Raw genomic sequence first — 25,144 nt, 5'->3', positions numbered from 1 at the left:
TAAGATAAAAGAGGAAAGATAAAAGACTTCTTTCTTCATATTTAAATATAAATTGAATTTAGAACACGAATTTCAGAGTCTATTCTCTCTTTTTCTATGTTCTTTAATCTTAGATAAAAAATGAGCGAAACAATAGCTTTTAAACCGGAAAGTTTAGCACAGGTACACAAAATTATCGCAAGATATCCTGAAGGAAGACAGAAATCTGCTCTTCTTCCTGTACTTCACCTGGCACAGAAAGAATTCGGAGGATGGTTAGATGTTCCTGTGATGGATTATGTTGCCGGACTATTAAGTATCCAGCCGATCGAAGTATATGAAGTGGCTACTTTCTATACCATGTTTAATATGAAGCCGGTAGGTAAATATGTATTGGAAGTTTGCAGAACAGGACCTTGTATGGTTTGTGGAAGCGAAAAAATTCTGGATCATATCAGAACCAAACTGAACATTAAAGACGGAGAAACTACTGAAGACGGTATGTTTACATTAAAGCCAGCTGAATGTCTTGGAGCATGCGGATATGCACCAATGCTGCAGCTTGGAAAATTCTTTCATGAAAATTTAACGATAGAAAAAGTAGATGAAATCCTTGATCTTTGCAGACAGGGACAAGTTGCTTTAGACTAATAGAAATTTTAAATTCTAAATTTTAGATTTTAAATTATTCACTTAACGTTTAATCATAATTAATGCAAGAAGCCAAAAGCCTATTGCAATAAGCAAATAACAATGAGTAAAAAACTTTTACTTAAAGACGCACATATAGAAGGTATTCGCTACTTTGAAACGTACCGCAAACAGGGAGGTTACACAGCTGCTGAAAAAGCCTTGAAGATGACTCCTGACGAAATCCTTGAAGAAGTAAAAGCTTCAGGACTGAGAGGTCGTGGTGGAGCTGGATTCCCAACAGGAATGAAATGGAGCTTTTTGGCAAAGCCGGAAGGCGTTCCAAGACACCTTGTTGTGAATGCAGATGAATCTGAGCCCGGAACATTCAAGGACAGATATCTGATGGAGTTCCTTCCTCATTTATTGATCGAGGGAATGCTAATTTCTTCTTACTGTTTAGGTTCCAATACTTCTTATATCTACATCCGTGGAGAATATTCATGGATTCCGGATATCCTTGAGGAAGCGATTGAAGAAGCCAAAGCAGCAGGATTTTTAGGTAAAAATATTTTAGGAACTGGTTTCGATCTTGAAATCTATGTACAGAGAGGTGGTGGAGCATACATCTGCGGTGAAGAAACTGCATTGCTTGAATCCCTTGAAGGAAAAAGAGGTAACCCAAGATTAAAACCGCCATTCCCGGCTGTAAAAGGTCTATGGGAAAGACCAACGGTGGTAAACAACGTTGAATCTATCGCAGCAATTGTTCCAATCATTGATATTACAGGTGCTGAATATGCTAAAATAGGTGTTGGAAGATCTACAGGAACGAAATTGATTTCTGCTTGTGGAAACATCAACAAACCTGGGGTATACGAAATCGATATGACCATCACTGTAGAAGAATTCATCTATTCTGATGAATATTGCGGTGGTATTAAAGATGGTAAAAAATTAAAGGCTTGTATTCCTGGAGGAAGTTCTGTTCCGATTGTTCCTGCAAATCTATTGCTGAGAACTGTGAACGGAGAGCCAAGATATATGAACTATGAATCATTGGCAGATGGTGGTTTTGCTACCGGAACGATGATGGGTTCAGGAGGTTTCATCGTTTTGGATGAAGACCAGTGTATTGTAGATCATACCATGACTTTGGCAAGATTCTACAACCACGAAAGCTGTGGACAATGTACTCCTTGCCGTGAAGGAACGGGATGGATGTATAAGATTTTAAAGAAAATCGAGAAAGGAGAAGGAAAAATGGAAGATATCGATCTACTTTGGGATATCCAGAGAAAAATCGAAGGAAACACAATCTGTCCATTGGGTGATGCAGCAGCTTGGCCGGTTGCAGCAGCAATCCGTCACTTCAGAGATGAATTCGAGTGGCACATCAAAAACCCAGAATTGTCTCAGACACAAAATTATGGATTGGCACATTATGCAGATCCTATCCCGGCTGTTGAAAAGAATGCATAGGTAAGATGAAAAAAATATTGGTTGTCGGCTTAATGATGTCGAATTTTGTATTTGCACAGAATAAGAAAACAGATACTGCAAATTATAATAGATCCGTTGAAGAAGATTTATCATATGTAGCGAGTGAGAAACAGCAGATTAAAGCTGAAAGAAAAGAAAAGCCTTTACCATTAAGCAAGAAAGGTCAGATCTTCGTATTTTATGGATGGAACAGAGCGGCTTATAGCAATTCTGATATCCATTTTACCGGAAACGGATACGATTTTCAACTGAATAATGTAAAGGCACAGGACAGACCTACAAAATTCGGAATTGTCTATTTTGATCCAAGCTGGTTTACTGTAACACAGTATAATTTCAGAATAGGATATTTCATTAAAGACAATTTAGCATTGGTACTTGGGATAGACCATATGAAATATGTAATGGATCAGAACCAGACTGTAGGTTTCAAAGGTCATATTTCAGATCCTGAATATGCAGCGATGGTCCAAAACGGGCAGGTGAATCTTGCAGATGAGAAGTTCCTTACTTTCGAACATACAGACGGACTTAATTATGAAAACTTAGGTCTTGAGAAATACAAAAATCTTGTTCATAAGAAAAATATAGATTTAGTATGGTCTTATGGAGCCGGAATCGGATTTATGTTTCCGAAAAGTAATGTAAAACTTTTTGGTAATGAAAGAAGTGACCGTTTTCACGTTGCAGGGATGGGAACCGATATCAGATCCAGTCTTAACCTTGTATTCTGGAAAAACTGGATGTTGAGATTAGAAGGAAAAGCAGGATATATCAATATGTGGGATATCAAAACCACATTGAATAATAAACCGGACAAAGCACGTCAGGATTTTGTTTTCGGACAAGTTCTGGGAGGAATTGGATATACATTTAATACTAAGAAATATAAATAACAAAGCCTATTGCTTAATGCATAAAGCTTAAAGCATACAATATGAGCGAAGAAGTTAAAAAATTCACAATAACTATAGACGGACAGACTACCGAAGTTCTGCCTGGAACTTCTATTTTGGAAGCTGCTAGACAAATCGGTGGAAAATCTGTACCTCCTGCGATGTGCTACTACAGCAAATTAGAAACCAGTGGAGGTAGATGTAGAACTTGTCTGGTAGAAGTTTCTAAAGGATCTGAAGTAGATCCACGCCCTATGCCAAAATTAGTAGCAAGCTGCAGAACTAATGTAATGGACGGTATGGAGGTAAAAAACCTTACTTCTGAGAAAGCGCAGGAAGGAAGAAAAGCGGTTACCGAATTCTTATTGGTGAATCACCCGCTAGACTGCCCTGTATGTGATCAGGCAGGAGAATGTCATCTTCAAGACTTAGGGTATGAGCATGGTGTAGACAGCACAAGAACAGAATTCGAAAGAAATACTTACGAAGCTGATGATCTTGGACCGAACATCAAATTAAATATGAACCGTTGTATTCTTTGCGCAAGATGCGTACTGACAGCTAACCAGCTTACAGAAACAAGAGAACACGGTATCCTTTTCAGAGGAGATCACGCAGAAATTTCAACCTATTTAAATAAAGCTTTAGACAATGACTTCATCGGAAACGTTATCGACGTTTGTCCTGTAGGAGCATTAACAGACAGAACGGCTCGTTTTGCAAGCAGAGTATGGTTTACAAAACCTATGAACGCTTCTTGTAAATGTGATAAGTGTTCAGGAAAAGCTTTAGTATGGATGAAGGGTGACGAGATTGTAAGAGTAACTGCAAGAAAAGACCAGTGGGGTGAAGTAGAAGAATTCATCTGCGATACCTGCCGTTTCGAAAGAAAAGCATTATCAGACTGGAACATCGAAGGTCCTAGACATATCGACAGACATTCTGTAATTTCATTGAACCACTACGAAAAACCTAAGGATGAGCTAAGAGTTTTAGACAATCCGATGGCTAAAGAAATCAGTGAAAAAGACGAAAAATAGAATAGTTGGAAGTTAGGAAGCTGGAAGCTGGGAGTTTATTTAATAAATACCCTAAATTTCAGTTTTAATTTTAGCTGTTTTAATAATATATAAAAATTTGGTAATGTGATGAAGAGTTGATGCCACGACGTGATAAACTTCCAGCTTCCAGCTCCCATCTTCAAACATTTAAAATAAAAAATGGATTTACTTACATTTAAACTTATACTTGTACTAGCACTTTTCCTGCTATCACTTACGATTGCAGCCTACTCTACCTGGGCAGAAAGAAAAGTTGCCTCTATCATGCAGGATAGAATTGGCCCCAACAGAGCAGGACCTTTCGGATTGCTGCAGCCTCTTGCTGACGGTGGAAAGTTTTTCTTTAAAGAAGACTTCACCCCTGCCAATGCAGAAAGATTCCTTTTCGTATTAGGGCCAGCTTTGGTAATGTTTATTTCATTGATTACAGGAGCTGTTATTCCTTGGGGTAAAAGTTTAAATATAGCAGGTACTTCTTTTGATCTTCAGGTGGCAAACATTGACGTGGGTGTACTTTTCATCATCGGTATGGCTTCCATCGGGGTTTACGGAATTATGATCGGAGGTTGGGCTTCGAACAATAAATATTCATTATTAGGTGCTATCCGTGCTTCTTCTCAGATGATTTCTTATGAATTGGCAATGGGATTAGCACTTCTTTCTATCATTATGATGTCAGGAAGTTTGGATTTAAAAGAAATTACTGAAAGCCAGACTACCGGAAAATTATGGGGTGTTATTCCTTGGGTTTCAGGATTGAACTGGAACATTTTCTACCAGCCGATTGCATTTCTTGTTTTCTTTGTAGCTGCTTTGGCAGAAACCAACAGACACCCGTTCGATTTACCAGAGTGTGAATCCGAATTGGTAACAGGATACTCTACAGAATACTCTTCCATGAAGTTAGGATTATATATGTTCGGAGAATATGTGAACATGTTTATTTCCAATGCTTTCATGGTCGTTCTTTTCTTCGGAGGGTATAATTATCCTGGTATTGAATGGGTAACGCAGAGCTGGGGTGAAAACACTGCGGGAATTTTAAGTATCGTAGCGTTCCTTACAAAAACAGTAATCGGAATTCTGATCTTTATGTGGATCAGATGGACCCTTCCAAGATTCAGATATGACCAGTTAATGCACTTAGGATGGAAAACATTAATCCCAATGGCATTGGTAAACCTATTAATTACAGGAGCTGTAATTTTAGCGTTTGGAAATTAAATTATCTAAACCTAACAGGTTGTAAAAACCTGTTAGGTTTGTGTAAATATTGAATATTAAAAATTAAGATAACAGACAAGATTAGTCTAAAATCTGGTGTCTAACATCTAATATCTATAATTAAATGAAACTTACAAACAGATCAAAAGTTGTTTCCAATAAAGAAATGACCCTTGCTGAAAAAATCTACCTTCCTGCCATCTTTACAGGGATGGGGATTACATTTAAGCATGCTGTAAGAACCGTGATAAAGGGTGCTCCCGCAGTATATTCGTATCCGGAAGTACAGAAACCAAGAACCACCATCTGGAGAGGCCAGCACGTTTTGAAAAGAGACGAAGAAGGCAGAGAAAGATGTACAGCTTGTGGACTTTGTGCGGTAGCTTGTCCTGCAGAAGCCATTACGATGACTGCTGCTGAAAGAACTAAAGAGGAAAAAGGTCTTTACAGAGAAGAAAAGTACGCTTCAGTATATGAAATCAATATGCTAAGATGTATTTTCTGCGGTATGTGTGAAGAAGCTTGTCCTAAATCTGCCATCTATCTTACAGACAGATTGGTAGACGTAGAAACCAACAGAGGTTCTTTCATTTACGGAAAAGATAAACTAGTTGAAAAATAAATGAAAGGATTGATATCACGACAAGACAATCCGAGAAACAAAAAAATGCGGTAAAATAATGGATCAGTTTTTATTTTTCTTGGTGGCGTTTTTAGCAGTGGCAAGTGCTGTATATTTTGTATTTGCAAGAAATCCTTTATATGCTATTTTGTCATTGATTGTTACGATGTTTTCAATTGCCGGAATGTACATTCTTCTCAATGCACAGTTCCTTGCAATTATCCAGATCATAGTGTACGCAGGTGCCATCATGGTACTTTTCCTTTATATCTTAATGATGCTTAACCTTAATAAAGGAGACGAAAGTAAGAAGAACAATACTTTAAAGTTTGTTGGAGTTTTTACGGCAGGTATTCTTTTAGTAGGAGTATTAGGGGTTTTCAGAGGAATAAAAGATAACCACATTGTTGTTGAAAATGTAGACAGAGGAGTGGGTCTTACGAAAAATCTGGGTAGACTTTTGTTTAATGAATATGTTTTACCGTTTGAGCTTGCTTCCATCCTAATTTTGGCAGGTATTGTGGGCGCGGTATTAATCGGTAAAAAAGATTTATAAAATTATGGGAGAAGTAAATACATTTATACAAAGCGTCCCTTTGGAATACTTCATCATTCTTTCCTCAGTATTGTTCTGCTTGGGAGTAATGGGAGTATTGCTTAGAAAAAATGCTATTGTGATTCTGGGCTGTGTAGAGCTTATGCTGAATTCTGTAAACCTTTTATTGGCAGCTTTTTCAGCATATAAAGGCAACGGCGACGGACAACTTTTAGTTTTCTTCATTATGGTGGTAGCAGCTGCGGAAGTAGCGGTAGGTCTGGCAATTATTGCTATGCTATATAGAAATACCCGTTCTGTAGATGTGAGTATATTTAATAAATTAAGAGGATAAGAATGGAGAATCTAGTATATGCAATAGTACTTTTACCACTTTTAGGGTTTCTTATTAACGGGCTGTTCGGGAAAAATCTTCCAAAAATATTCGTAGGATCTTTGGCTACTGCAGCCGTATTCGGATCTTTCTGTATTGCGGTAAGTCTTTTCATGAATTTCAATTCTGAAAGCCAGCCTGTTATTGTAAAAGCTTTTGAATGGTTTAGAGTCAATGGTGTTCAAATCAACTTTGGATTCCAGATTGATCAGCTTTCATTAATGATGGTAATGATCATTACGGGTATCGGTTCACTGATCCACTTATACTCTATCGGATATATGAGTCATGATAAAGGATTCTACAAGTTTTTTACTTATCTGAATCTTTTCATCTTCTCCATGTTACTTTTAGTAATGGGAAGCAACTACCTTATCCTGTTCATCGGATGGGAAGGTGTAGGTCTTTGTTCTTACCTGTTAATCGGATTCTGGTATACCAACGAAGAATACGGTAAAGCAGCAAGAAAAGCTTTCATCATGAACAGAATTGGTGACCTTGCGTTATTGATCGGTATTTTCATGATTGCTTCTCAAACCAATGCTGTAGATTATCTTTCTGTAGCAGAAAACGCTTCAAAATTTGAATTAGACGGAACAGTGATTATCTTTATTACAGCGAGTTTATTCATCGGTGCTACCGGTAAATCTGCTCAGGTTCCATTATATACATGGTTACCGGATGCGATGGCCGGGCCTACTCCTGTATCAGCGTTGATCCATGCGGCAACAATGGTAACGGCAGGTATCTATTTGGTAGTAAGATCCAATTTCTTATTTACTTTAGCACCTACAGTACAGGGAGGAATTTTATTCATCGGATTCTTAACGGCTGCTTTGGCAGGATTCTATGCACTACGTCAGAATGACATCAAAAAAGTACTGGCATACTCTACAGTTTCACAACTTGGGTTTATGTTCATCGCTTTAGGTCTTGGAGCATACACAACAGCAATGTTCCACGTAATGACACACGCATTCTTTAAAGCGTTATTATTCTTGGGTGCAGGTTCTGTAATCCACGCAATGAGCAACGAACAGGATATGCGTTTCATGGGAGGTCTTAAAAAATATATTCCTCTTACCCATGCTACATTCCTTATCGGAACATTAGCCATCTCAGGTTTCCCTTTATTATCAGGGATGATCTCTAAAGACGAAATTTTAGTAGCAGCTTTCGCTAAAAACCCTATCTATTGGGTAATCTTATTTGTTTTAGCAGCAATGACTGCAACTTATATGTTCAGACTGTATTATCTGACATTCCATGGAGAATTCAGAGGTACTGAAGATCAGAAACACCACTTGCATGAAAGCCCGTCTAATATGACAATACCATTGATCGTATTGGCTATTCTTTCTGTAATCGGAGGTTTTATCAACCTGCCTCACTTCATCGGTCACGGACACTATGCAAAACTGATGGAATGGTTAAAGCCAGTTCTTACGGAACAAAGCTACAGCCAGATGGAAGCTACTCTTTCAGGAGTACCTTTCAATACTGAAATGATCTTATTAGCAGCAACAATCCTGATGTTCTTCTCTGTTTGGTTTATCGTAAGAAACACCTACGTGAAAAAGAAAAAAATGGCTGTTGCAGAAGAAAGCTATACCGGATGGGAGAAACTTTCTGCTAAGAAATTATACGTTGACGAACTTTACAACGCATTGATTGTAAAAACTGTTGAAGGATTAGGACGCGGAGGAAAAATGTTTGATAAGGGTATCTTAGACCGTTTTGTAAACTTTGTAGGTGATGGTGCTGAAGACAGCGGAAAAGCTATGAAGCGTGTACAGAACGGAAATGTAGAGACATATATCCTTATCATGTCTTTAGCTGTGGGAATTATATTAATTGTTAACTTTTTATTACAATAATAATGTCTTGTTTGTTATTAACATTATTACTATTACCTCTAGTAGGTTCGGGATTAGTTTTTGCCTGGAAGAATAATTCCAGCAAATATTTGGCGCTTGGAATTGCATTGGTACAGATGCTCCTTACCTTCTACATGCTTTCGGATTTCAATTTTGGACCGACAGTAGACAGTAAGCTTCAGTACGAAATCACTTACCCTTGGTCTCAATTCATTAAAAGTTCTCTTCATTTCGGTGTTGACGGAATGAGCATGCTTCTTTTAGTATTGACCAATATTCTGGCTCCAATCATTATTTTATCATCTTTCAACGAAAATGTAAACTACAGAAATACATTCTACGGACTGATTCTGTTGATGCAGTTTGGTCTTGTAGGAGTGTTCACTTCTTTAGACGGATTGTTATTCTACATTTTCTGGGAAGTAACTTTGATTCCAATTTGGTTCATTGCCGGACTTTGGGGACAAGAGAATAAAAGGTTCGAATTCACTACGAAATTCTTCGTATATACATTCGTTGGGTCTTTATTTATGTTAGCCGGATTGATCTATGTGTACAACCACTCTGCATCATTCGCTTTAACAGATTTATATAATGCTCAGCTGAATGAAGTACAGCAGACTGTGGTATTCTGGTTTATTTTCTTTGCTTTTGCAGTGAAATTACCGGTATTCCCTTTCCATACATGGCAGCCTGACACGTATACCTACTCTCCTACTCAGGGATCCATGTTGTTATCAGGGATCATGCTTAAGATGGCAGTATATGGGGTAATGCGTTATTTACTTCCAATTACTCCCCTTCCGATAGCTGGAATTTCCGGACAGATTGTGATTATTCTTGCCATCGTAGGAATTGTTCACGGTGCTTTGATCGCTATTATCCAAACGGATATGAAGAGAATCATTGCCTATTCATCTTTCTCTCACGTAGGATTGATGGTAGCAGGGATCTTCGCTTCTGCAGTGGTTACTTTAAGAGGAACCTTCAATGTAGAAGGAGCTGAAGGAGCTTTAGTACAGACTTTTGCACACGGTATCAACGTAGTAGGTTTATTCTACTGTTGTGATATTTTATATAAGAGATTCAAATCAAGAGACATCAGACAAATGGGTGGTTTAGCTAAAGTAGCGCCTAAGTTTGCGGTGTTGTTCCTGATCATTATATTAGGTTCAATGGGAGTTCCATTAACGAATGGATTCATCGGGGAATTTATCTTGTTGAAATCAGTATATGATTTTAACGGAACAGCAGCAGTAATTGCTGGTCTTACGGTAATTCTTTGTGCTGTGTATTTATTGAGATTCTACGGAAAAGCAATGTTTGGAGAAGGAGATGAAGCCGTTTTAAGTACAGCAAAAGATTTATCAGGAGTAGAATTTTCTGTATTGGCAAGTTTAGCGGTTTTTGTGATTTTACTAGGTATTTTCCCACAACCGGTAATCGACATGGTGAGTAGTTCGGTGAAGTTTATCTACCAATCAATGGTAAGTTAATTTGATATTTTAAGAAATGAGTGTTTTAATTATTGTTTTCCTAACGGCAGTTATTGCGTTATTTTCAGGAGTTTTTGAACAAGGAAAATTCGCAAGATACATTGGGATTTTGGGATTAATCATTGCATTGTATGTAAGTTTTATGCCGGAATGTTCGTTCTTCGACCATTATAAGCATATGTACGAGTACAGTGACAATACCGCATTATTCACTAAAATATCAATCGTAACAACTTTATTGTTATTCTTCCTGGGAGGTTTTGCGTTCAGCAATCACAGAAGCCACCAGTCAGAATTATATGCATTGATGCTATTTGCATTATGTGGAGGGATCATCCTTTTCGGATATCAGAACTTAGTGACGATGTTCTTGGGAGTTGAAATCCTTTCTATTCCATTATATGTAATGGCTGGAGCTAATAAAACTGATCTTAGATCCAACGAAGCTTCTATTAAATATTTCCTGATGGGTGCTTTTGCAACAGGCTTCTTACTGTTCGGTATTGCGTTCATCTATGGAAGTGCGGGAAGTTTTGATCTTTATAAGATTCATGATTTTGGAGTAGCCAATTCAGGGAATGTAATGTTCATCTTAGGAGTATTACTGATTCTTTGTGCATTGGCCTTCAAAGTAGCTTTAGCACCTTTCCACATGTGGAGCCCTGATGTATACGCAGGTTCTCCATCATTAATCACAGCTTTCATGGCGAGTGTAGTAAAGATCTCAGGATTCTTTGCCCTATTCAGATTGATGACGCTTGGTTTCACTGGGGTAACTCACGAGTGGATCAATGTTTTAGGAGTATTCTTAATCATTACTTTACTTTTGGCAAACGTTATGGGTCTTGCTCAGACGAATGCAAAAAGAATGTTGGCATACTCTTCAGTTTCTCACGCAGGATATATCGGATTGGTATTCTTCGGAATGACAAGCCTTTCTACTTATAACCTGGCGTTCTATCTATTTGCTTATTCTTTATCTACAGTAGGAGTTTTCATGTGTCTGATCTGGGTAGAGAAATTAAAGAGAGAAACTTCTTTCGGAGCCTTCAAAGGATTGGCGAAAACGGAACCTTTATTAGCAACAGTGGCAACAATCTCTATGCTTTCAATGGCTGGAGTTCCGCTAACGGCTGGTTTCATGGGGAAATTTGCTTTATTCTCCCAGGCAATGAACGGTGCTGCTTTCTTAGTATTGGTAGCTGTACTAGGTTCTGCCCTATCTATTGCTTACTATTTAAGACTGATTATCGCGATGTTCTTCTTTAAAGAATCAACATTCAAATCGTCAGAAAAAGTAACCCTTACTTACAACATCGTTGCAGTAATTGTTATTGCTTTGATCATCATCCTTGGAGTTTTCCCGGATTTCTTTGCAAAAATGTTCGGATTGTAAAATCCAAACAACACAATATTAAAAGCACAACTTTTCAGTTGTGCTTTTTTATTACCCGTACTTTTCATACTGAAGTAAAACAAAAGCCTATATTTGAAAAAACAAAACCGGGAAGCTCAGCATCTATTTTAATGACTTTCATTTGTAAGCCCTACACCACTTTTAAATATGAAAAATCTTTTTCTCATTATATTTTCCTCATTAATTACGATTAGTTGTCATTCTCAAAACCCTAAAGATTATAATTTCGGATTTGAATCAAAAACAGGGAAAAACGAATTACCCGACGGTTGGTTCAGTTGGGGAAATAATGTTGTGAAAACAGAATCCGCTCTGTTTCATTCCGGGAAAAAATCTGTTTTCATTCAATCTGAATGGGCAAATAATACAGGAGGTATGGCCTATATTTTCATCAATAATTATAAAGAAAAGGAAATAAAGCTGGAAGGTTATATCAAAACTGAAAAAGTGGAAAACATAGCCGGTTTGTTTATAACTTTTGGAGATCAGCAGGAAATACAACTCAACGCAAAAAATGTAAAAACAGAAACTATTCAGGGAACAAGAGACTGGAAAAAATATATCATCACTATTGCAATACCTAAAGACACTGACAAAATTATGATCGGAGGCTTTCTTAAAGGAAAAGGGAAAGCATGGTTCGATGATTTTAAAGTTTATATTGATGGAAAAAATATGGAGGAAATCTCTCTGACCAGTCAGGATCTATATCAATCTGCAGATGAATATTTTCTCGATTCTCAATTCAGAACAGACAGTCTCAGCACACAACAAATTAATAATCTCTACCAGCTTGGAAAATCTGGGGATATTTAAAATATCAAAGCTCGGAAGTTTCCAAAGGAAATGCCAACTGGGATTATGAACTTTTTCGTTTTCTCCCCAATATCAATTCTAAAAATTTTGATGCTTTATTATACAGTTGGAGCAGATCTTTCGGTGCAGGAATCCACGAAGACATCAAAGAAAACTATTATATTGATTTCGATCCGGAAGAAGGAACTCCATCATTTAAAAATGAAGAAATTTATCCGCGTATGCAATGGAATGATGACGGAATGAAACTTCTCGCCTTATTCCGATACTGGAATATGATCAACTATTTTTTTCCATACAAAGACATCATTGGAAAAAACTGGGATGGTGTTTTGAAGGAATATATTCCCAAAATAGTTCGTACCAAAGATGATCTGGGTTATAAACTTGCGATGATGGAGCTCGTCAAAGAAATCAATGATTCTCATGCTGCCCTATCAGATTTTGGAAATATCACAGAGGAATTCTTCGGACTTAGTACACCTCCGATAGCTACCCGTTTTATTGATGACCAGCTGGCTATTACATTTGTTGGTAATCAGATATCAGCATCCGGTGCGGAGGTTGGAGATGTTATCACAGAAATTGATCATAAAAAAGTCAGTGAACTTATAAATGATAAGGCAAAATATACTATTTCATCCAATAGAGCAACCCTTCTCCGGGATATAAGCTTTAGTATTTTGAGAACTAATGAAGATTTTATGATACTTACCCTTAAAAAGAGTAATGGAAAAGCCGTTACAGTTTCTTTAAAAACAGTTCCTTATGAAACCTTTATGGAAGAAAAAAACATTCCCATTTCTAAAGAATTCGGTCAGAACATCGGTTATATTTATCCTGCGGTTATCACGAAAGATGAGATCAAAACGGTCATGAAAAAATTCACGAATAAAAAAGGAATTATCATTGACCTCCGATGTTATCCTAAAGAATTTTCTGCCGAAGTTATTTCTAAATATTTTTTCCCTGATACCAGAGAGTTTGTTCAGTTTAAAGCTACATCATTGCAGCATCCCGGAAAATTTGAGGTGAAAGCCCCTCAAAAAATTGGAAAGATAAACAGCAATTATTACAAAGGTAAAGTAGCTATTTTAGTGGATGAAACTACGCAAAGTGCTTCAGAATTCCTTACAATGGCATTGCGCACCGCTCCCAAATCTGCTGTGGTAGGATCTCAAACAGCGGGGGCAGACGGAGATCTTTGCAAAATGTCTCTTCCTGGCGGAATAACCACAGCCATAAGTGGATCAGGAATATATTACCCGAATGGTAAAGGCACTCAAAGAACAGGTATTACAATTGATATTCTGGCGAAACCTACATTACAGTCTGTACGAAATGGTGAAGACCCTTTGATCCAAAAAGCAATAGAATTTATTAATCAATAACCCGCCAATCTGTCTTTCTAAAAAACAGCAATGAATTATAAAATACATTGTAGAATTTCCTCTAATAACCTGTAAATTATGTATAATAAAATAAAAATTTCAGACAGGCAATATTCTGCTTTTTTCATAACTTTACTTTAAATTTTTCAGCTCTTGGCTAATCTCTATAAAAAAGACTCTCCCTTTCAGGTTTATATATCATTCAAAAAATATTTGGATGTTCTGGAACATATCCGCTATAATGACAGACTGGAATACAGGGTCAATTATGCTGAGTCTTTATTAGAAAGTACCAGAAATTTTAAAGACCTTAGAGAAGGATTTCAGGACACAACCCTTCTTGAAAAACATGAAGACCTCATCAGACTGCTTCTTGCTGATCTTTTTCCAACAGGGCTTACCAGAAATGAAATAAAGGCTGCAAGTATTCCTCTTTCAAACATTACCTTCAATTATACCGAAAGATTTAAAGATATTCTGAAAGATGCAGGAAAAGACTTTGAAATAGAACTCAGGAATATTTCAGATAATGAATTTTATGTATTCTGCTGCTGTCTGATACTTCAGAGCTACTTCAAAAAAGATATTAAAAGTACGATCCCGTTCTATTATGACATTCCCAATAAGCAGGGAATCATGAAACATTATAAAATTACAGTCAATTCAGATTTTACAGAAATTACTCCTACAGAAGATGCCAAAATTCCATCTGATGATTTTCTGGATATGCTTCTGGAAAACCTGGATGACTTTAAACTCTGGAAGAAATATTTCCCATCTCAATCTTGGATATTGAAAGGATTTACCATTATTTCACTGGTAGACTGTACCTCTGAAGTTGCCCTTTCTGATCTGAAATCAAGCATGATTGAAATTGATCCGGAAAATATGAATCCCAACGAAAATCTGACGGAAATTTTCAAATCCTACTTTGATGTTCCGGAACTCAGTTTTGGGCTGATGACTTTCAACAAAAAGGAACAGAAGCTGGATAAACTGCCGATTTATGAGAGTCTCCTTACCAATCATATTCTGGATTTCTGGATCAATGCATTTGACGAAGATACCCGTAAGAGTACTTTTAATAATTTAAATCATAATTCAAAGCCTGTAGTTGTCTCCAATGTAAACAACCTGGACGAGAATGTCAAGCTGCTTCCTTCCTTTAGCATTTTAAAGGATAACAATGTCAATAGTTTCATGGTAATTCCTATCATGAAAGATGGTGAGCTCCTTGCCATCATGGAATTTACGTCTCCTATTGCCGGAAGCTTCAATGGTTTAAAGCTTAAAAAACTGGAGTTTTTCACGGATATGGTTCTTTTCTCTCTGAACAGGTTCTATTTTGAAAAAAACTATCAGATAGAAGCCATTATTCAACGTGAATACACTACTATCCACGACAGTGTGGTATGGAAATTCAGAAATGAGGCTGAAAAATATTTTACAGCATCACTTGGAAGGAAAATATATACTTTAAAGCAAATTGCATTCAAAAATCTTACTCCTCTGTTTGGAGTTTCAGATATCCGTTCATCATCGGAAAAACGATATAATCTGATGCTGCAGGATCTTAATCAGCAGATTGAATGGCTGAATGAGATTTTTACACTCACGAATTCTGATTCTGAAAAATTTCTATTGGCACTGGATGTTTTTGAAAATGAGCTGAACAATGAAATCAAAGCTGATACTGAACAGCGTTTTCAAAGACTATTAAGAGACGAAATTCATCCTTTTTTACAGGGAAAACTGGAAATAAAAACAGCAAGAGAAATAAAGGCAAAAATCAAAGATTATTTTTCACACATCTTTGCCCCTACCGACTTGTTTTACCATCACAGAAAAAACCTTGATGATTCTATTACACTGGTCAATCGAAAACTGGCAGATATGCTGGATGAAAGCCAGATAAAAGCACAGGAAATTTTCCCACATTATTATGAAAGATTTAAATCTGATGGTGTGGAACATAACCTGTACATTGGCCCAAGCATCGCTCCTGAACTTCACTATACCTCAAAAGTTGTTCACAAACTGAGATACTGGCAGCTTAAAACCATCTGTAAAATGGAACTTGAATTTCAGTCGTTCAAAAAATATCTTCCTGTACAGCTGGATATTGCGTCACTCATCTTTGTCTACAATGAAAAAATAGACATCCGTTTCAGAATGGATGAAAAACGCTTTGATGTAGACGGAGCTTACAATTCTTATTACGAAATTATCAAAAAGCGTCTGGATAAAGCGCATGTCAAAGATTCTTCAGAACGCATCACTGCACCCGGAAAAATCACCATCGTCTATTTCGGAATGGAAAATCAAAAGGAATATCTGGACTACATTTCAAAACTTCAGAAAAAAGGAGTTCTACAAAATGATATAGAATTCTTAAAGGTAGAAGATCTTCAGGGAATTACAGGATTGCTGGCGCTGAGGGTTTCTTTTACACTTCCTGAGAAATAGAAAATCCTAATCCACAAAATAAGTATCCGGCTTCTTCAATTCACCTTGCGGAATTCCTGCCTGCTCAAAAATAGAAAATTCAATCGTTCGGCAGATGCTGTTCAGGGCAAGGTCGTTTTCTTCCTCACCAAAAGGTTCTCCAATCTCCTGAATAATGGCATCAAGAGCAATAAAAGTATAGCTGATCAGCAGAACAATTAAAGGCATCATCCACCCCAAGGTATCTACCAATCCGAAAGGAAGCCAGAAACAATACAGATATACAGTACGATGCAGAAGAACGCTGTAAGCAAAAGGTAATGGAGTATTATAAATTCTCTCGCAGCCACCGGAAATATTAGAAAACTGATTCAGTTGATGATCCATAGAAGTCATCACAATGGTGTCAATATTTCCTTTTTTATTCTGTTCATTAAGCCAATCGGCGATAAACCCAAGAATAATATTGGGAATGAATTTTTTATGCTTCACCTGTTCCAATTGTTCAGGAGAAAGCAGCCGCTCAAGATGTTCTGTCCCCGTTTTATCTCTCAGCTGAAAGTTTAAAGCCCAGCCAAACGCAGAGATCAGTTTGATAATTTTTTGTTTTTCTTCCTGAGCATCGGGAGAAAAATCGTTCACTAATGATAAGATTTGTCTCGTCAATGATCTGGTTTCAATAACAAGCAATCCCCAAAGCTTCCGTCCTTCCCAAAAACGGTCGTAGCTTGCAGAATTACAGAAACCCATAAATATGGCCAATGCTAATCCTATCAATGTAAAAATCGTAGGATTAAGATGCACTTTATAATCAAAGATTCTCCCTTTGAAAATATAGATAGCCAAAGAAAACAGCGTAATGATAGAGAGCTGAACAACAATTTTCTTTAATACAGATCCTCTCCATATAAATAACATTTTCAGCCAATTTGTTCGCTGTCTGACTATCATTTGCGTGTATTTTTAATTAAAGACTAAGAAATGCCGCTCCGAAAGACAGAACAGAAATAATAATCCCTGCCATAAAAATCTTATAGGTAATGGACAAAAGTTTGTATTTTCTGTTAAGAACTTTCCCTAGATAATACAGATCTTTTACCATAGAATCATAAATATAATCTCTGTCTTTAATCAGATCTTTCATCGCATTATGATAGTCATCAAACAACATCTGCTGGAAATTTCCAAAGAAAAGAAGGTTTACTTTTCTGTTCACAATATCCTGAGATGTGAATGTTGTCTTTGTTACATTAGGTTTTGTGGATAAAATCGCAAATATGATCGTCAATACACTTGATAACAATAATATAAAACTTGGAAGAATCAGGTGAGAATTCTTAGGAGCATCCAGCTTAGGAACCAAAACGGAAAGACAAACCGAGATAATAATTGCATTTACAGATAAAAGAATATTGGCCTTGCTGTCCGCAATATCACTTAGTCTGGTATGATTATTAAGTGTTACTCTGAATAAAGTATCTACACTTCTGTCTGATTTTTCTTTTTCCTTTTTACCTTCCGAACTCTCCTTTTTGTTCTCTTTTTTCTCTTCTTCTTTTTCCAGCTTCTTTTCGATCTTTTTAATGTTTTTCTTTTTTAGAGGCTCCCAGTTTTCTTTAGCATAATCGGTATAAAAAGTATGCTTATTTTTCAGCATATCGAGATTTCCGGCATTCCATTCTTCATTGGAAAAACATCTTACATTGGTTAGTTCCCATTCTTTTCTCAAAGCATCGGAAATATCACTGTAATCATGACCTGCAAAATGACTGAAATCAGCATCTTTTACAATTTTCTCCAGTAAATTCTGAGGTTCATAGTGTATTTTAGTAGCCAGAATCAGCTTTTCAACATCTGCAATATAGTTTTCCGGATAATTTTCCTGGTGTAAAAAAGCCTTCATCACCTCCACACTCCTTTCCTCATGGTTCAAAGCACATTCTATATATCCCGTATCATGAAACCATAATGCTACGAGTACTTTCTCCTGATCCTCTTCAGAAACAGGAGTATTTTTCATGATTTCCTCAGCCTTATTGACTGTATAGGCAGTATGGATAAAATTATGATAAAAATATACTGAAGATAACTTATCTTTGAATAAGATTTCAACATAATTTTTAGCTTTTTGTAAAATGCTCATCCCTGAAATTTTGTTAATGTAAATTTATGAATTTATCCTTTAAAACTCATCTAAAAAATACTTCTATTGTTCTTCGAACAGTAATGTCCGCTGGAGTCCTTTATTCATGTGCTACCTATAACGTGCAAAAGGGCAAAAACTTATATGAAGTAAAAGATTCCGAAATAAAATCTGACCATGATTTTAAACTCTTTCTGATTGGAGATGCAGGAAACTCAGATGAACCTCAGGCACAAAAAACACTGAATTTACTGAAAAGTAAGCTGGATTCTGCCGACAGTAACTCTATGCTGATATTTTTGGGCGACAATATCTACCCGAATGGGATGCCTAAAGAAACAGATAAAGAGTATGCCCTGGCAAAACAAAAACTGGAAAACCAGCTTGCCATAACGAAGAATTTTAAGGGGAAAACATTGGTCATTCCCGGAAATCACGACTGGTATAATGGGATTGATGGATTGAATACCCAGGAAGGTCTGGTAAAAAAATATCTTGATGATAAAAAAGCTTTTCTTCCTAAAAACGGATGCCCTATTGATGATATCAACGTTTCTAAAGATATCAAACTCATTGCTGTAGATTCGGAATGGGTAATTGCCAACTGGGATAATTATCCCGGAATCAACAAAAATTGTAACATCAAAACCCGTGAAGACTTTTTCACCGAGTTTAAAGATCTTATTATTAAAAACCAGGGCAAAAAAATCATTGTTGCCTTACACCACCCTATTATCAGCAGTGGTACTCATGCAGGTTTTAATTCTGCAAGATCACACCTTTATCCATTCAAAAGTAAGGTTCCTGTTCCTGTAGTGGCAAGTGTAGTCAATATTTTAAGAAGTTCTTCCGGAGCAAGTCCTGAAGATATCAATAACCAGCATTATGCAGATCTGGCCAACAGACTGAAAAGTATTGTTCAGGATAAAGAAAATATTATTTTTGTTTCCGGACATGACCATAACCTGCAATATCACGAAGACGGAAATCTAAGACAGATCATCAGTGGTGCAGGTTCTAAAACAGATCCATCTACCATTGTGGAGAAAACTGATTTTTCTTACGGAGGCAGCGGTTTTGCGGTTTTAAATTTCAGAAAAGATGAAAGTACTGATGTTGAATATTTTTCTACAAAAGATGCCCAGCTTCAAAAACTGACTCATATTTCCGTTATTTCCAAGCCGGATGTATTCATCAATAATTTTCCGAATTCTTTTCCGGCAACATTCTCTTCCACCATCTATCCGGTACAGCTTACCGAGAAAAGAAAATTTTACAGATGGCTTTGGGGAGACCATTACAGAAGATATTACGGAATCCCGATTGAAGCTCCAACTGCCAATCTTTCAGAATTGAATGGCGGATATATTCCTTTCAGAGAAGGCGGAGGAAACCAGTCTAACAGCTTACGACTGAAATCTACGGACGGGCAGGAATTTGTGATGCGTGGCGTGAAAAAAAGCGCGATTCGTTTTCTTAATAATATGGCTTTTCAAAAAAGTACATTGGGAGAAGAACTTGCTGATACTTTCCCTGAAAAATTCCTGTTGGATTTTTATACCACCAATCATCCATTTACTCCGTTTACCATCGGAAATATGTCGGAAAAGCTTAATATTTTCCACAGCAATCCAAAATTGTATTATATTCCTAAACAGCATGCATTGGGAAGATACAACGAAGATTACGGGGATGAGATGTATATGATTGAAGAACGTTTTTCTTCAGATCCGAAAACTCTGGCATACCTTGACCATGCAAAAGATATTGTTTCAACAGATGATGTATTAAAGAACCTCAGCAAAAGCAATAAATATTCTGTTGACAGAGAATCCTACATCAGAGCAAGATTATTTGATATGCTGATCGGTGACTGGGACAGACACTCGGACCAGTGGAAATGGGCAGAATATGAAGTAGGTGACAAAGTAGTCTACAAACCTATTCCTAAAGACAGAGATCAGGCATTCAGCAAATATGACGGCGCAGCATTTAAACTGATTATGAATGTTCCTGCAATCCGCCATATGAAAACCTTTACAGAAGATATCAGCAGTGTCAAGTGGCTTGCTATGGAGCCTTATCCGATGGATCTCGTTTTCTTAAAAGGTGCAGATCAGAACGAATGGGAAATGCAGGCAAAATATATTCAGGAACATCTGACAGATGCGGATATTGATGATGCCTTTCATAATCTTCCAAAAGAAGTACAGGACGACACTATTGCCGAAATCCAGAGAAAACTGAAAACAAGAAAAACAAAACTTGTGAGCTACGCCAGCCAGTATTATGATGTATTACAGAAAAAAGTACCTCTGGCAGGAACCGTACATCCTGATAAATTTGTTATTACAAAAAACGGACATTCCGTACTTGTACAGCAATATTATCTGGGTAAGAATAAAGATCAAAACGAGCTGGTTTTTGAAAAGACTTATCATGATTCGAAAACAAAAGAATTATGGATCTACGGACTTGAAGATGACGATACTTATGTAGTAACAGGAAGCGGAAATCCTAAAATGAATATCAGACTGATTGGCGGCTATAACCATGATACCTATAACGTTGCAGATGGAAGGAAAGTAAAGATTTATGATTTTAAATCTCAGAAAAACACGTATAATGACGGTAATGCAACGAAGAATATTACGGATGATTATGATATCAACAGCTATAATTATAAGCATCCTAAATATAATTCTGTAGCAGGATATCCTAACCTGGATTACAACCCGGATGATGGTGTTATTGTAGGAGTTTTAGCTAATTATACGGTGAACAATTTTATCCGCGACCCATTTACTCAAAGACATAGTTTAAAAGCTAATTTTTATACAGCAACTGCAGGATTTAGCCTTACATACAAAGGTGTATTTAAAAAGGCAATTTCAGGTTGGGATATCAACCTTGATGCATTTTATACCACTCCAAGATTCTCCCAAAATTTCTTCGGGCTTTCTAACGAAAGTGATTATGACAAGAAAAATACGGAAAGAGAATACAACAGAGCCAGAATTTCCAAATTCAACTTTGCCCCTTCCATCTCGCAGAAGAGCTGGATGAATCTGAGCCATCAGTTTCAATTAACTTTTGAAGATAATAAAGTACAGAGAAAAGCTGACCGCTTCATCAATCAGTCTCCGGATGTAAGACCGGGTGTATTCAACAGTCAGCAGTTTGTGGGTGCCAATTATACATTTGGTTATAAAAATGCTGATAATGTTGCCTTCCCTACTCTTGGACTTGAATTTATGCTGAATGCAGACTGGAAAGCAACGCTTTCTGACTTTAATAAAAACTTTGTAACCGTAAAAGGAAAACTGGCCGTTGACCACAGAATTGATAAGAGAGGGAAATTTGTATTTGCCAATTCCAGTAATGTGATGTGGATCAATAACAATAATTTTGAATTCTATCAGGCGGCAGCCATTGGAGGTAACAACGGAATGAGAGCTTTCAGAAACGAAAGATTCGCCGGAAGATCGTATTTTACCAATAACTCGGAAATCAGATGGGATTTTGGAAGAGTAAGAAACAATATTGCTCCCGCCAATATGGGAATCCTTATCGGGTACGATATCGGCCGTGTATGGAACGACAGTGAAAATTCCAGAAAATGGCATCAATCTGCCGGAGCAGGTGTATGGTTAAGTATTGTAGAAATGATGTCTGCTAGGCTAAACTATTTCTATGGTTCTGATGGCGGAAGACTTTCTGCAGGAATAGGGATGAAATTTTAAATGATATTTTTATAAAAATTAAATCAAATTTTCGAAACCGAAAACAAATCAATAAAATACTGATTATCAATACATTAAACTAATTAAAAGTAAAATATTCAAAATATTATCAATTTTAATTGAATTTAATAATTCTAATTTTCAAATAGCATTTTTCATCAATAAAACAAATATGGTTTTTAATTAAAAGCCATATTTTCAGCTACATAAGTCAAAACTACGCATAGCTTTATATGTTTATTGATTCTTTAAAAAAAAGACATTTTAAAAACATTTTATATTTGTCTAAACTAAAAAATCAACAATTGAATGAAAAAAAGCTACTATACATGGCATTATTCGTCATGTCCTTATCTCTAAATGCACAAATAGGGATTAAAACAGCAACACCCCAAAATACCTTACATGTCAACGGTTCACTTCAGGTAGTAAAGGATCTGAATGTAGGCGGAGATGACAGAACCAAAGGAAACTCAGGAAATAAAGGTGAGGTACTAATGTCAAATGGCGAGGGAAATGCTCCTGTTTGGAAGACTATTGAATCTGAAAACTTTTTAAAAGTTGTTTATGTAGGAAATAAAACGAACATAAGCCCCGCCAGCGGAAGTTATACCGGAACCCATTCTACTCCTGTTAATACCCATGAAAGTTATTCACAGACTTATGTTTTTAATGTAAGTAATAAGATTGATACGGCTTATTTAACGTATAACTCTACAACCGGACTTTTTACCGTAGTAAAACCAGGGTTTTATAATATTGTCCCTTATGCAACTTATGACCTGAATCTGAATCCTTCTGGGCAGACTGCAGGAACAGCCAATTCTTATATCCAGAAAGTTTCTCCTACGCTCACAACGCTTGCCGGCATCTCCACAGGACACGGAGAGCGCACTACAGGGCTGAATCATAATCTTTCCTCCATTAACTTTTTTGATACAGGAGAAACCTTCAGAATACGCTGCAGGTATACACAGGATTTCAGATTGTCAAGTGGTAACATTCATATATCTTACCTTACTCCGTAACCGATACAAACATCAATCACTTTAATACTTTCATATATTCAAAAACCCCACAGATTTATGCTGTGGGGTTTTAATTTTATTGAAATATATCCTTTAAAAGTTTAAAAGGTAAACGTATACACATTTCCACCTTCATCTTTACCCTTCTCATCAGCGATCATTAATGTCTTATCGTCAAGGAAAACAATAGCTTCCTTCTGAGAATTATGGTGTAAAGGAATTTTCTGGATTTTTGCAGTGCTAAAATTATCTGCAGTAAACCCGGTAAGAACATGTACATTTTTATGTGTCAGCAATACAATTTTATCTTTTGTACTGTTGATGGTTGCAGAAGTAATTGCCGCATCATTATAACCTCCTTCAAGTTTTAATGTTCCTATCAATTTTGCTTCAAAATTACCTTCTTTATTAGGCACCTGGAATATCAGGAAAGTTCCGTCAAAACCCTTGCTTCTGTTTTTCGTGAATAAGTAGAAATTCCCGTTCATTTCTACAAAAGCTTCACAATCATACAGCAGATTTGATTTTTTAGGTGGAAATTCAGTCTGTCCCTGATAATGGAATTTTGTAGTCTGAACCACTTTCGTCGTTATTTGAGTGATATCTTTCAGATCTGTTTTTAAGATCGCCAGATCCTGTCTGTCATTATCATTATTCCCAAAATCTCCGATATAAATGTTTCCCTGAGTATCTGAAATGATATCTTCCCAGTCGGTATTCTCAGTATTTTCTACGGGTACTTTTGCTACCAGATCTCCTTTATTATCTACGCCGTATATTGCATTTTTATTTCCTCTGTCTTCTATTGCCCAGATTGTTTTCTTATCCTTTGATAAAGTAATTCCGGAAACTTCCTTCAACTTTTTAGGTAGGGTAAATTGAACCTTCAATTCATCTTCGTTAGTGGGAGAATTCTGAGCTTTTGGATTGCAACTCAATAAAAGCAAAGCGGGTAAAATAAGAAAGCGTAACATATTTATTTTTTATTTTTTTAACTGAATATAAGAAGCATTAATTGTTCCAATCGGTAACTATGAAAGTTTTTTTGCCTGTTCCCAGAGAACATCCATTTCTTCAAGAGACATATCTGCTAATTTCAGATCCTGCTCCTCGGCAAGTCCTTCCATTTTTTGAAATCTCGAAATAAACTTCAGGTTGGTTCTTTCTAAAGCAGAATCCGGATTGATCCCCGAAATCCTTGCATAATTGATCAGAGAGAAAAATACATCACCCAATTCCTGTTCTTTTTTATCAAGATCAGTCTCGGCATGAAACTCCTGAATTTCTTCATCTACTTTTTTCCATGCATCTTCAGCATCATGAAATTCAAAACCAATTCCTTTTACCTTATCCTGAATTCTGTAGGCTTTTACCAAACTCGGCAGACTTTTCGGTACTCCGCCTAAAATGGATTTATTGCCTTCTTTTAATTTTAATTTCTCCCAGTTCTGTTTCACCTCTTCCTCATCTTTTACTTCAACATCTCCATAAATATGAGGATGACGGAAGATCAGCTTTTCATTCAGGGAATTGATAACATCTGCAATATCAAAACTTTCTTTTTCCGAACCAATCTTAGCATAAAAAACCAAATGAAGCAGAACATCGCCCAATTCCTTTTTTATTTCTTGCAAATCGTTCTGCAAAATAGCATCTGAAAGTTCATAGGTTTCTTCAAGGGTAAGATGACGAAGGGATTCTAACGTTTGTTTCTGATCCCACGGACATTTTTCACGCAAATCATCCATAATATCCAGCAATCTGCCAAAGGCCTCCAGTTTCTCCTGTTTCGTATTCATAAGTAATGGGAAATTCAATCTTATACAAATGTAAGGGTTATTCGGACATCATTACAAACGTTGGAAGTAAAAGTTGCGGAGTGCAGAATCCGGAAAGATTCGATATGTAAACCTAACAGGTTTTCGAAACCTGTTAGGTTTGGAA

General features: G+C 36.7%; 19 protein-coding genes and 1 pseudogene. 16 read left to right on the top strand and 4 right to left on the bottom strand.

Features of this window, described 5'->3' with window-relative positions; all coding sequences use genetic code 11:
• The first annotated feature begins 120 nt into the window (after positions 1-120).
• From nuoE to BOQ62_RS20265, 14 genes and pseudogenes are all read left to right on the top strand, one after another.
• Entirely contained in the window at positions 121-630 is a 510-nt protein-coding gene (gene nuoE, locus BOQ62_RS20330; protein ID WP_034693429.1) for a complex I 24 kDa subunit family protein, read from the top strand.
• 102 nt (positions 631-732) lie between these two features.
• Positions 733-2,091 (top strand): NADH-quinone oxidoreductase subunit NuoF, encoded by a 1,359-nt coding sequence (nuoF, locus tag BOQ62_RS20325; protein WP_105703836.1) that lies wholly within the window; start codon positions 733-735, stop codon positions 2,089-2,091.
• A 5-nt stretch (positions 2,092-2,096) separates the two neighbouring features.
• Complete coding sequence (locus BOQ62_RS20320; protein ID WP_129042198.1) at positions 2,097-3,008, top strand: hypothetical protein; 912 nt, start codon at positions 2,097-2,099, stop codon at positions 3,006-3,008.
• A gap of 41 nt (positions 3,009-3,049) precedes the next feature.
• Positions 3,050-4,048, top strand: a complete 999-nt coding sequence (locus tag BOQ62_RS20315) for a 2Fe-2S iron-sulfur cluster-binding protein (protein ID WP_129042197.1) — start codon at positions 3,050-3,052, stop codon at positions 4,046-4,048.
• 180 nt (positions 4,049-4,228) lie between these two features.
• On the top strand, positions 4,229-5,293 hold the full coding sequence (gene nuoH / locus BOQ62_RS20310; RefSeq protein WP_129042196.1) for an NADH-quinone oxidoreductase subunit NuoH: 1,065 nt from the start codon (positions 4,229-4,231) through the stop codon (positions 5,291-5,293).
• Positions 5,294-5,417: 124 nt separating this feature from the next.
• Positions 5,418-5,974: pseudogene (locus BOQ62_RS20305) on the top strand (NuoI/complex I 23 kDa subunit family protein).
• Positions 5,974-6,471, top strand: a complete 498-nt coding sequence (locus BOQ62_RS20300) for an NADH-quinone oxidoreductase subunit J (protein WP_105703833.1) — start codon at positions 5,974-5,976, stop codon at positions 6,469-6,471. Before BOQ62_RS20305 ends, BOQ62_RS20300 begins: the two are co-directional and overlap by 1 nt.
• A 4-nt stretch (positions 6,472-6,475) precedes the next feature.
• Positions 6,476-6,805 carry an NADH-quinone oxidoreductase subunit NuoK gene (nuoK, locus tag BOQ62_RS20295; RefSeq protein WP_089696983.1) on the top strand — a complete coding sequence of 110 codons (330 nt, stop codon included), beginning with the start codon at positions 6,476-6,478 and terminating at the stop codon, positions 6,803-6,805.
• A gap of 2 nt (positions 6,806-6,807) precedes the next feature.
• Entirely contained in the window at positions 6,808-8,721 is a 1,914-nt protein-coding gene (gene nuoL, locus BOQ62_RS20290) for an NADH-quinone oxidoreductase subunit L (RefSeq protein WP_129042195.1), read from the top strand.
• Positions 8,722-8,723: 2 nt separating this feature from the next.
• Complete coding sequence (locus BOQ62_RS20285) at positions 8,724-10,217, top strand: NuoM family protein (RefSeq protein ID WP_164976806.1); 1,494 nt, start codon at positions 8,724-8,726, stop codon at positions 10,215-10,217.
• Between the two features lie 16 nt (positions 10,218-10,233).
• On the top strand, positions 10,234-11,613 hold the full coding sequence (locus BOQ62_RS20280) for an NADH-quinone oxidoreductase subunit N (protein ID WP_129042193.1): 1,380 nt from the start codon (positions 10,234-10,236) through the stop codon (positions 11,611-11,613).
• A gap of 168 nt (positions 11,614-11,781) precedes the next feature.
• Positions 11,782-12,450: a hypothetical protein gene (locus tag BOQ62_RS20275; protein WP_129042192.1), complete on the top strand. Its 669-nt coding sequence runs from the start codon at positions 11,782-11,784 to the stop codon at positions 12,448-12,450.
• A gap of 221 nt (positions 12,451-12,671) precedes the next feature.
• Positions 12,672-13,841, top strand: a complete 1,170-nt coding sequence (locus tag BOQ62_RS20270; RefSeq protein WP_129042191.1) for a S41 family peptidase — start codon at positions 12,672-12,674, stop codon at positions 13,839-13,841.
• Positions 13,842-13,994: 153 nt separating this feature from the next.
• Positions 13,995-16,307, top strand: a complete 2,313-nt coding sequence (locus BOQ62_RS20265; protein WP_129042190.1) for a GAF domain-containing protein — start codon at positions 13,995-13,997, stop codon at positions 16,305-16,307.
• 6 nt (positions 16,308-16,313) lie between these two features.
• Here the strand turns inward: BOQ62_RS20265 and BOQ62_RS20260 are convergent, their stop codons facing one another.
• Positions 16,314-17,237, bottom strand: coding sequence for a bestrophin family protein (locus BOQ62_RS20260; protein ID WP_129042189.1), 924 nt, complete (start codon positions 17,235-17,237; stop codon positions 16,314-16,316).
• Positions 17,238-17,253: 16 nt separating this feature from the next.
• A complete protein-coding gene (locus BOQ62_RS20255) occupies positions 17,254-18,429 on the bottom strand; it encodes a Pycsar system effector family protein (RefSeq protein WP_129042188.1) in 1,176 nt (391 codons plus the stop codon).
• Positions 18,430-18,512: 83 nt separating this feature from the next.
• On the opposite strand from BOQ62_RS20255, the gene BOQ62_RS20250 reads away from it, so the two are divergent.
• Together BOQ62_RS20250 and BOQ62_RS20245 are read left to right on the top strand one after the other, a co-directional pair.
• Positions 18,513-22,172 carry a metallophosphoesterase gene (locus BOQ62_RS20250; protein ID WP_228414401.1) on the top strand — a complete coding sequence of 1,220 codons (3,660 nt, stop codon included), beginning with the start codon at positions 18,513-18,515 and terminating at the stop codon, positions 22,170-22,172.
• Between the two features lie 329 nt (positions 22,173-22,501).
• Positions 22,502-23,200, top strand: a complete 699-nt coding sequence (locus BOQ62_RS20245) for a hypothetical protein (protein WP_129042186.1) — start codon at positions 22,502-22,504, stop codon at positions 23,198-23,200.
• Positions 23,201-23,301: 101 nt separating this feature from the next.
• On the opposite strand, the gene BOQ62_RS20240 is transcribed toward BOQ62_RS20245, so the two are convergent.
• Positions 23,302-24,174, bottom strand: coding sequence for an SdiA-regulated domain-containing protein (locus tag BOQ62_RS20240; protein ID WP_129042185.1), 873 nt, complete (start codon positions 24,172-24,174; stop codon positions 23,302-23,304).
• Positions 24,175-24,231: 57 nt separating this feature from the next.
• On the bottom strand, positions 24,232-24,999 hold the full coding sequence (mazG, locus tag BOQ62_RS20235; protein ID WP_129042184.1) for a nucleoside triphosphate pyrophosphohydrolase: 768 nt from the start codon (positions 24,997-24,999) through the stop codon (positions 24,232-24,234).
• Positions 25,000-25,144 lie beyond the last annotated feature (145 nt).

It is taken from the genome of Chryseobacterium sp. CH21, from assembly GCF_004119445.1.
GTDB lineage: Bacteria > Bacteroidota > Bacteroidia > Flavobacteriales > Weeksellaceae > Chryseobacterium.
Note: the sequence above shows the minus strand (reverse complement) of the source record. Positions and strands in the feature narration are given on the sequence as shown.